General features: G+C 62.3%; 7 protein-coding genes. 1 reads left to right on the top strand and 6 read right to left on the bottom strand.

The genetic code is table 11. The features are described from left to right. From FSO04_RS31345 to ndk, 3 genes are all read right to left on the bottom strand, one after another. A partial coding sequence (locus tag FSO04_RS31345; RefSeq protein ID WP_154565480.1) for a helix-turn-helix domain-containing protein occupies positions 1–618 on the bottom strand: 618 nt, incomplete at its 3' end. A 217-nt stretch (positions 619–835) separates the two neighbouring features. Continuing rightward, entirely contained in the window at positions 836–1,987 is a 1,152-nt protein-coding gene (rlmN, locus tag FSO04_RS31340) for a dual-specificity RNA methyltransferase RlmN (RefSeq protein ID WP_028199529.1), read from the bottom strand. Positions 1,988–2,201: 214 nt separating this feature from the next. After that, positions 2,202–2,627, bottom strand: coding sequence for a nucleoside-diphosphate kinase (gene ndk / locus FSO04_RS31335; protein ID WP_154565479.1), 426 nt, complete (start codon positions 2,625–2,627; stop codon positions 2,202–2,204). 311 nt (positions 2,628–2,938) lie between these two features. Here ndk and FSO04_RS31330 point away from each other — a divergent pair, with 311 nt between their 5' ends. Next, positions 2,939–3,637 carry a Bax inhibitor-1/YccA family protein gene (locus FSO04_RS31330; protein ID WP_054038214.1) on the top strand — a complete coding sequence of 233 codons (699 nt, stop codon included), beginning with the start codon at positions 2,939–2,941 and terminating at the stop codon, positions 3,635–3,637. Between the two features lie 151 nt (positions 3,638–3,788). Here the strand turns inward: FSO04_RS31330 and FSO04_RS31325 are convergent, their stop codons facing one another. The 3 genes from FSO04_RS31325 to dapA all read right to left on the bottom strand — a co-directional run bounded on the left by FSO04_RS31325 (position 3,789) and on the right by dapA (position 6,753). Next, on the bottom strand, positions 3,789–4,562 hold the full coding sequence (locus FSO04_RS31325; RefSeq protein WP_168435913.1) for an MBL fold metallo-hydrolase: 774 nt from the start codon (positions 4,560–4,562) through the stop codon (positions 3,789–3,791). 7 nt (positions 4,563–4,569) lie between these two features. Continuing rightward, complete coding sequence (gene bamC / locus FSO04_RS31320; protein ID WP_154565478.1) at positions 4,570–5,709, bottom strand: outer membrane protein assembly factor BamC; 1,140 nt, start codon at positions 5,707–5,709, stop codon at positions 4,570–4,572. Between the two features lie 129 nt (positions 5,710–5,838). Further along, positions 5,839–6,753 carry a 4-hydroxy-tetrahydrodipicolinate synthase gene (gene dapA / locus FSO04_RS31315; protein WP_093633532.1) on the bottom strand — a complete coding sequence of 305 codons (915 nt, stop codon included), beginning with the start codon at positions 6,751–6,753 and terminating at the stop codon, positions 5,839–5,841. Between the last annotated feature and the right edge of the window lie 21 nt (positions 6,754–6,774).

Genomic DNA, 6,774 nt, shown 5'->3' with positions numbered 1-6,774 from the left:
ACCCTGTGCCACCGCGCCCGATGCGCCGGTCGCGCCACCCGCGGTGCCGTTAGCGCTCGCCTTCAATCGTGCGAGCCACGCCGACGAATCACCGCCATTGGTATGCCACATGCCGAGCGCGATCACCGCGACGACCACCGCTGCAATGCCCCACAGCCACGAGCGGCTCTTTTGCCCGCTGCCGCCGAGCGACAGCGATACGCGACCGCGCGGCAAATCCTTGCCTGACGAGGCCGGCATCGACAGATCCGGCGCGGGCACACCCTTCTCGCGGCGCAAAGCCTGCGTGAACGGCGTGGGATCGGCGCCGAGCATCTTCGCGTAGCTGCGCACCACGCCGAGCGCAAAAGTCGTGTCCGGCAAATGGCTGATGTCGCCCGATTCGAGCGCACGCAGCTTGGTGACGGAGACCTTCAGGCGCGCTGACACGTCTTCGATCGTCCAGCCCTTCAGTTCACGCAATTGGGTCAAGCGCGCGCCAACTGCCGCCAGGGAATCAAAACTCGCCGGGCCCGGCTGCTCAACAGGCTGCACCACCGCCCGGGCGACTGGTGCCGGATGGCCTTCGTTTGTATCTGTGTCCTGCGGCTGCGGCTGCGGGTGCTGCGGCTCACTCATCCCAAATCCTTTCGCGTCGATTCTTTTTCACTCGTGCAACCCGGACGGGCCAAAGCCTCGCGCCCGAATCGCAGACCGTTTATAACAAAATGCGCGGCCTTGTGTGCCGCTTCCGATCGCTTCTGCAAACTTTCTTTTCAATCGCGGATGGCGTGGAGCATTTTCGCGCGCCCGGATCGCTTTCCTCCGAACGCTCGCGCCCCACTATCTCGCGCGATTACACGGCGCGCACCTCGATAATCTTCGCCGCCTTCCCGGTGCGCTCAGCGAGGCGCGTGCGGTCTTTCACCGCACCGGCCAACTGACCGCAGGCAGCGTCGATATCATCGCCGCGTGTCTTACGCACTGTGGTGACGACGCCCGCGTCCATCAACACTTGTGCAAACCGTTTGATCTGTTCCGGCTTCGAGCGGATGAGGCCCGATTCAGGGAACGGATTGAACGGAATCAGGTTGAACTTGCACGGTACGTCGCGTGTAACCGCCAGCAATTCGCGGGCTTGCGCTTCGCTGTCGTTCACGCCGTCGAGCATGCAATATTCGAACGTAATGAAATCGCGCGGCGCGACTTTCAGATAGCGCTGGCAAGCGGCCATCAATTCGCGCAGCGGATACTTCTTGTTCAGCGGTACCAGCATGTCGCGCAGCGGGTCGCTCGGTGCGTGCAGCGATACCGCGAGCGCCACCGGCAGATCGGCGCCAAGCCGGTCCATCATCGGCACGACGCCCGAGGTGGACAGCGTGACGCGGCGGCGCGACAGGCCGTACGCGTTATCGTCCAGCATCAGGCGCATGGCGGGCACCACCGCGTCGTAATTGAGCAGCGGCTCGCCCATACCCATCATCACCACGTTCGTGACGACGCGCTCGCCTTTGCCGTCACCGCCCGTGGCGCGCCCACCGTCCGTGCCGCGCGTCGCGCGCAGCGCGAACTCGGCCATACGCAACTGGCCGATGATTTCGCCGGTGGTGAGATTGCGGGAGAAACCCTGTTTGCCGGTCGAACAGAAACGGCAGTTGACCGCACACCCGGCCTGCGACGACACGCACAGCGTGCCACGCGTTTCTTCGGGAATGTATACGGTTTCAACCGCGTTGCTGTTGCCGACGTCGATCAGCCACTTGCGCGTGCCGTCGGTCGAAATATTGTCGCTGACGATGCCGGGCATCGTGATCGTTGCGCGCCCTTTGAGCTTTTCGCGCAAGGACTTCGCCAGATCGGTCATGCCGTCGAAATCGGCAGCGTTGTACTGGTGGATCCAGCGCTGCAATTGCTTGGCGCGAAACGGCTTCTCGCCCAGGCTGTCGCAGTAGGCGACAAGCCCTTGGGCGTCAAGGTCGAGAAGGTTGACGGTGGGACTGCTCGTCATATCGAATCCTGCCATTTCAGTGCGAGACTACGTTCATGCAACAAGCTGCATGAACGCAATGCCGTTCGCGCCCATTCCTGCTGCTTTACCTTACTACTTTGCCGGGCTGTTCGTGCGGATTCGTGCGACAAATCCAACGGCAGCGCACGAATCGCGCGGATCGCGCCTTACAGGTCAAGCGCGCTCAGACGCGCTCAAACCTGCCCATACCCGCTTAACGCGAGTAGACGTTCACTTGCGGGAAGAAGAACGCGATTTCAATTGCAGCCGTTTCAGCGGCGTCCGAACCATGCACCGCGTTAGCGTCGATACTGTCAGCGAAGTCAGCGCGGATCGTGCCCTTTTCTGCCTTCTTCGGGTCCGTTGCGCCCATCAGGTCGCGGTGCTTCAGGATCGCGTTTTCGCCTTCCAGCGCTTGCACGACCACCGGGCCCGAGATCATGAAATCGACCAGGTCCTTGAAGAACGGGCGTGCAGCGTGCACAGCGTAGAACTTCTCTGCGTCAGCGCGCGACAGGTGGACCATGCGCGAAGCCACGATCTTCAGGCCAGCGTTTTCGAAACGGCTGTAGATCTGACCGATCACGTTCTTGGCCACTGCGTCCGGCTTGATAATCGACAGGGTGCGTTCGATCGCCATAAAAACTCCAAAAAATTAAGAGGTTACAGATTCAAATGAATCCGCTATTGTAGCATGTTCCCGTGTATGATTGCGATTGAACCCTTACAACATTGAAAGACTCCAAGCAGGAGTTTCTGAATACTGGTAGCGTAGGTCGTGTGGACATTTTCCGGGTATTGAAACTCCCTGCCACCGCGCCAATCTTAGGGATGAACACCCTGCGACTGGCGGCAAGCATTCCGGCCGGCGCTGCACTACCTGACGCACCACCTGCTGCGCAACCCGCGGCACAACCATTACGCAACACGCTTCTGAGGTAAGGAGAGACCATGAACGATCATCCGTATAGCTTTGGCCGCAATGGCGCAGTCAGCACGGTCGAAACGCGCAACCGCGTACTACGGAACACCTACTGGCTGCTCGCGCTGTCCATGATTCCGACCGTGCTCGGCGCATGGGTGGGCGTGGCAACCGGCTTCTCGCTGTTCGCCGCCACCAGCCCCGGCATGAGCATGCTGGCGTTCTTCGCGATCGCCTTCGGCTTCATGTTCGCCATCCAGAAAACCAAAGACAGCGCCATCGGCGTGTTCGTGCTGCTCGGCTTCACGTTCTTCATGGGCCTGATGCTGTCGCGCATCCTGAGCTTCGTGCTCGGTTTTTCGAACGGCCCGTCGCTGATCATGCTCGCCTTTGGTGGCACTGGTGTGATCTTCGCCTCCATGGCAACGATCGCCACGGTCAGCAAGCGTGACTTCTCGGGTCTCGGCAAGTGGCTGTTCATGGGCGTCATCGTGCTGCTGCTGGCTTCGGTCGCCAACGTGTTCCTGCACCTGCCGGCATTGATGCTGACGGTGTCGGTGCTGGCCATCGTGATCTTCTCGGCCTACATGCTGTTCGACGTCCAGCGCGTCGTGAATGGCGGTGAAACGAACTACATCACCGCTACCCTCGCGATCTATCTGGATCTGTACAACGTGTTCGTCAACCTGCTCGCGCTGCTCGGCATCTTTGGCGGCAACCGCAACTAAGTCTGACCCAAGGCGCGGCGCCTGAAACGCCGGCCTTGAAGAAAAAGCCCATGGCGAGCGATCGTCATGGGCTTTTTTCATTGCACTGCCGGCATGTCAGCGGTGAATCGCCGGACATGGCGATGTCAGATGCCAGGCAATCAGAGACGGATCACAAGCTCAGCCAGGCGAAGCCTTCATCCTGAGAAGCGACCACCACTTCGGTCGGCGCGGCGCCCAGCACACCCGCCATGGCGGCCTGCGCCAGTTCCGGCGTGTTGTTCTGCTGGCTCAGATGCGCGGCCACCAGATGGCGCAAGCGCGAACGGTCGAGCGAGGCCAGGATTTCAGCCGCGGCTTCGTTGTTCAGATGCCCATGATTACCGCCGATACGCGCCTTCAGCGATTGGGGATACCGGCTACCCGCCAGCATTCGGACATCGTGATTGCATTCGAGCACCAGCGCGTCGCAGCCGCTCAGCACCGCGCTGATGTGCGGCGTGGAAGTGCCGACGTCCGTCAGCACGCCAAGCCGGCTCGCGCCGTTGGAGAGCACGTACTGCAGCGGCTCGCGGGCGTCGTGAGGAACGGTGTAAGGGAGGACGCTGAGGTCGCCGATCGCCACCGCTTCGTCGCCCCACAGCACCTGGAGGTCGACGTCGGCTTCGTCGGCACCCACCGCGCGGGCGGTGCCCCAGCTCATGTACAACGGAATCGACCACTTGCGCGCCAGCGTCAGCGCGCTACCAATGTGGTCGCTGTGTTCATGGGTAATCAGAATGGCGTCGAGACCCTCGACGCTCGCGCCGAGCCGCGTCAGACGTCGCTCGACTTCCTTGGCCGAAAAGCCGCAATCAAGCAGAACGCGCGTGGTGGTCGCGCCGCTTTGCGCTTCCACCAGCAAGGCATTGCCTTCACTGCCGCTGCCGAGACTGGCGAAGCGCACAGCCCGCTTAGTTCAGTTGCGCGTGCAGCAACGTCACGATGCGCTGCGCGTCGGACGAGTTATCCACCTGCCCGTTCGCGTCCAGCACCGCCACCTGCGTCACGGTGTCGCCCTTCGAGCGCACATTGACGAGGAATTCCTGACCCGGCTTCTTCGACGAATTGCCGCTGTAGAACAGCTTGCCGAAGAGCCCTTCCTTCTTCAGCTCCTGCATCGAGTCCGCGTAACGCACGTAGTAGATGCCTTTCGCGCGGTCGCGGTTGTCGACCGTGAAGTTGGTACGGTCAAGCGCGAGACCCACGCGCAGCCATGCCCGGTCGAACGATTCCTGCAGGTCGAGCGTCGATGCGCCCGCGCTCTGGTCGATCGTGGCCGGCGCGGTAGCCGAACGCGCATCGGTCAGGAGCTGCTTCGATTGTGCTTCGGTCAGGCCGAACTTCTGCATCAGCTTGGTCAGGAACAGCGCTTCCAGCGCCGGATCGCGCGGACGCTCTTCCCAGCGCGACGACGTCTTGTCCTGGCCCGTCAGCATTTCTTCCATCGCGCTATGCGTGATCGAGATGTCCGTCGTCTCAGCCGGCCCGCGCGACACGAGCGTGCGGAAGCTGTCACGAGTACCCGACGAGTAAGCGAAGTCGATCACCTTGCCGACCGTGCGACGGAACCAGTCGTCCGGGATATTGGCGCGGTTTTCAGCCCAGTCGGTGGTCATGATGCCCGTGGCCGGCGCATCGGTTTTCAGCGCGAAGCCGTTTTCCTGCCAGAACTCCTGCAACTGAGGCCACAGTTGTTCCGGCGTGCGGCCGTCGACTACCAGCCAGCGACGATCGCCGTCACGCTCGATGTGCATGCCCAGCGGGTCTTGCGCATTCGGCTGGCCTTCGGTGGAATTGCCTGCGGCGGTGACCGCGCGTTGCTGCGCGCCGCCCAGCGCCAGGTTGGCCGGCGGCGCCACGTAGCGCTGATCGGTCGGCGTGGTGCTCAGATCGCCCGGAACGGCGAGCGGCGGTGCGCTGCCCGCGCCCTTGTAGTTGACGCGGTCGGAGGCGAACCAGTCGTTCAGCGTGTCACAGCCGGCGAGCGTTACCAGGGCAAGCGCCAGCGCCGCCATGCGGGTTGCGTGGAGGGAAAGTGCGGAACGTTTCATGAGGTCCTTCGTGATGCTGGAACGCGGTGCCTGGTTCTGTGTGCCGGGAACGTGGGCTGGATCGACGTCGGTTAAGGGAATGCCGGTGGCAGGCTTTCTTGAGCGCTGGGGGTGCGGGTTTGAGCCCGTTTAGCCCAGCAGACCCGCTTCGCGCAGCGCGCCGCGCACCACTTCGTGGTATTGCGCGTCGAGCGGCGTGAGCGGCAGGCGGATTCCGCCCTGCACACGACCCAGTTGCTGCAACGCCCATTTCGCCGGAATCGGATTCGACTCGATGAACAGGTTCTTATGCAGCGACAGGAGTTTCAGATGGATCTCGCGGGCGGTCTTCGCGTCAGCGGCAAGCGCAGCTTTGCACAGATCGCTCATGGCGCGCGGCGCGACGTTCGCGGTGACCGAAATATTACCGTGGCCGCCAAGCAGCATCAGCGCGATCGCCGTGGGATCGTCACCGCTGTAGATGCCGAAATGGGCGGGCGCCGACTTGATCAGGTGCGCGGCGCGATCGATATTGCCGGTCGCTTCCTTCACACCGATGATGCCCGGCACCTGCGCGCAACGCAGAATCGTTTCGTTGCTCATGTCCGCGACCGTACGGCCCGGCACGTTGTACAGGATCACCGGCAGATCGACAGTTTCGGCGATCTTCGCGAAGTGGCGATAGATGCCTTCCTGGGTCGGCTTGTTGTAGTACGGCACGACCTGCAGCGTGGCGTCCGCGCCGACGTCTTTCGCCTGCTGCGTGAGCTCGATGGCTTCGGTGGTGGAATTGCCGCCCGAGCCCGCGATCACCGGAATCCGGCCCGCTGTGTGCTCGACTGCGGTTTTGACCATCAGCACGTGTTCTTCGACCGACAGCGTGGCCGACTCGCCGCTCGTGCCGACTACGACCAGTGCGTTCGTGCCCTCTGCGATATGCCAGTCGATCAGTTTGCGAAACGCCGGCAGATCGAGGCCGCCGTCTTCGAGCATCGGAGTAATGATGGCAGGGATGCTGCCGCGAATCTGAACGCCGCCAGTGCTGCTTTGATTGCCGTTAGTCATGAAACGCCATGAATTTGATCA

This window comes from Paraburkholderia madseniana, assembly GCF_009690905.1.
GTDB lineage: Bacteria > Pseudomonadota > Gammaproteobacteria > Burkholderiales > Burkholderiaceae > Paraburkholderia > Paraburkholderia madseniana.
This window is presented reverse-complemented; position numbering and strand designations above follow the sequence as displayed.

What these genes read in the sequence shown, in the direction of transcription:
- dapA (WP_093633532.1), bottom strand. Translation starts at nt 6,753, where the DNA reads ATGACTAACGGCAATCAAAGCAGCACTGGCGGCGTTCAGATTCGCGGC.
- FSO04_RS31330 (WP_054038214.1), top strand. Translation starts at nt 2,939, where the DNA reads ATGAACGATCATCCGTATAGCTTTGGCCGCAATGGCGCAGTCAGCACG.
- ndk (WP_154565479.1), bottom strand. Translation starts at nt 2,627, where the DNA reads ATGGCGATCGAACGCACCCTGTCGATTATCAAGCCGGACGCAGTGGCC.
- bamC (WP_154565478.1), bottom strand. Translation starts at nt 5,709, where the DNA reads ATGAAACGTTCCGCACTTTCCCTCCACGCAACCCGCATGGCGGCGCTG.
- rlmN (WP_028199529.1), bottom strand. Translation starts at nt 1,987, where the DNA reads ATGACGAGCAGTCCCACCGTCAACCTTCTCGACCTTGACGCCCAAGGG.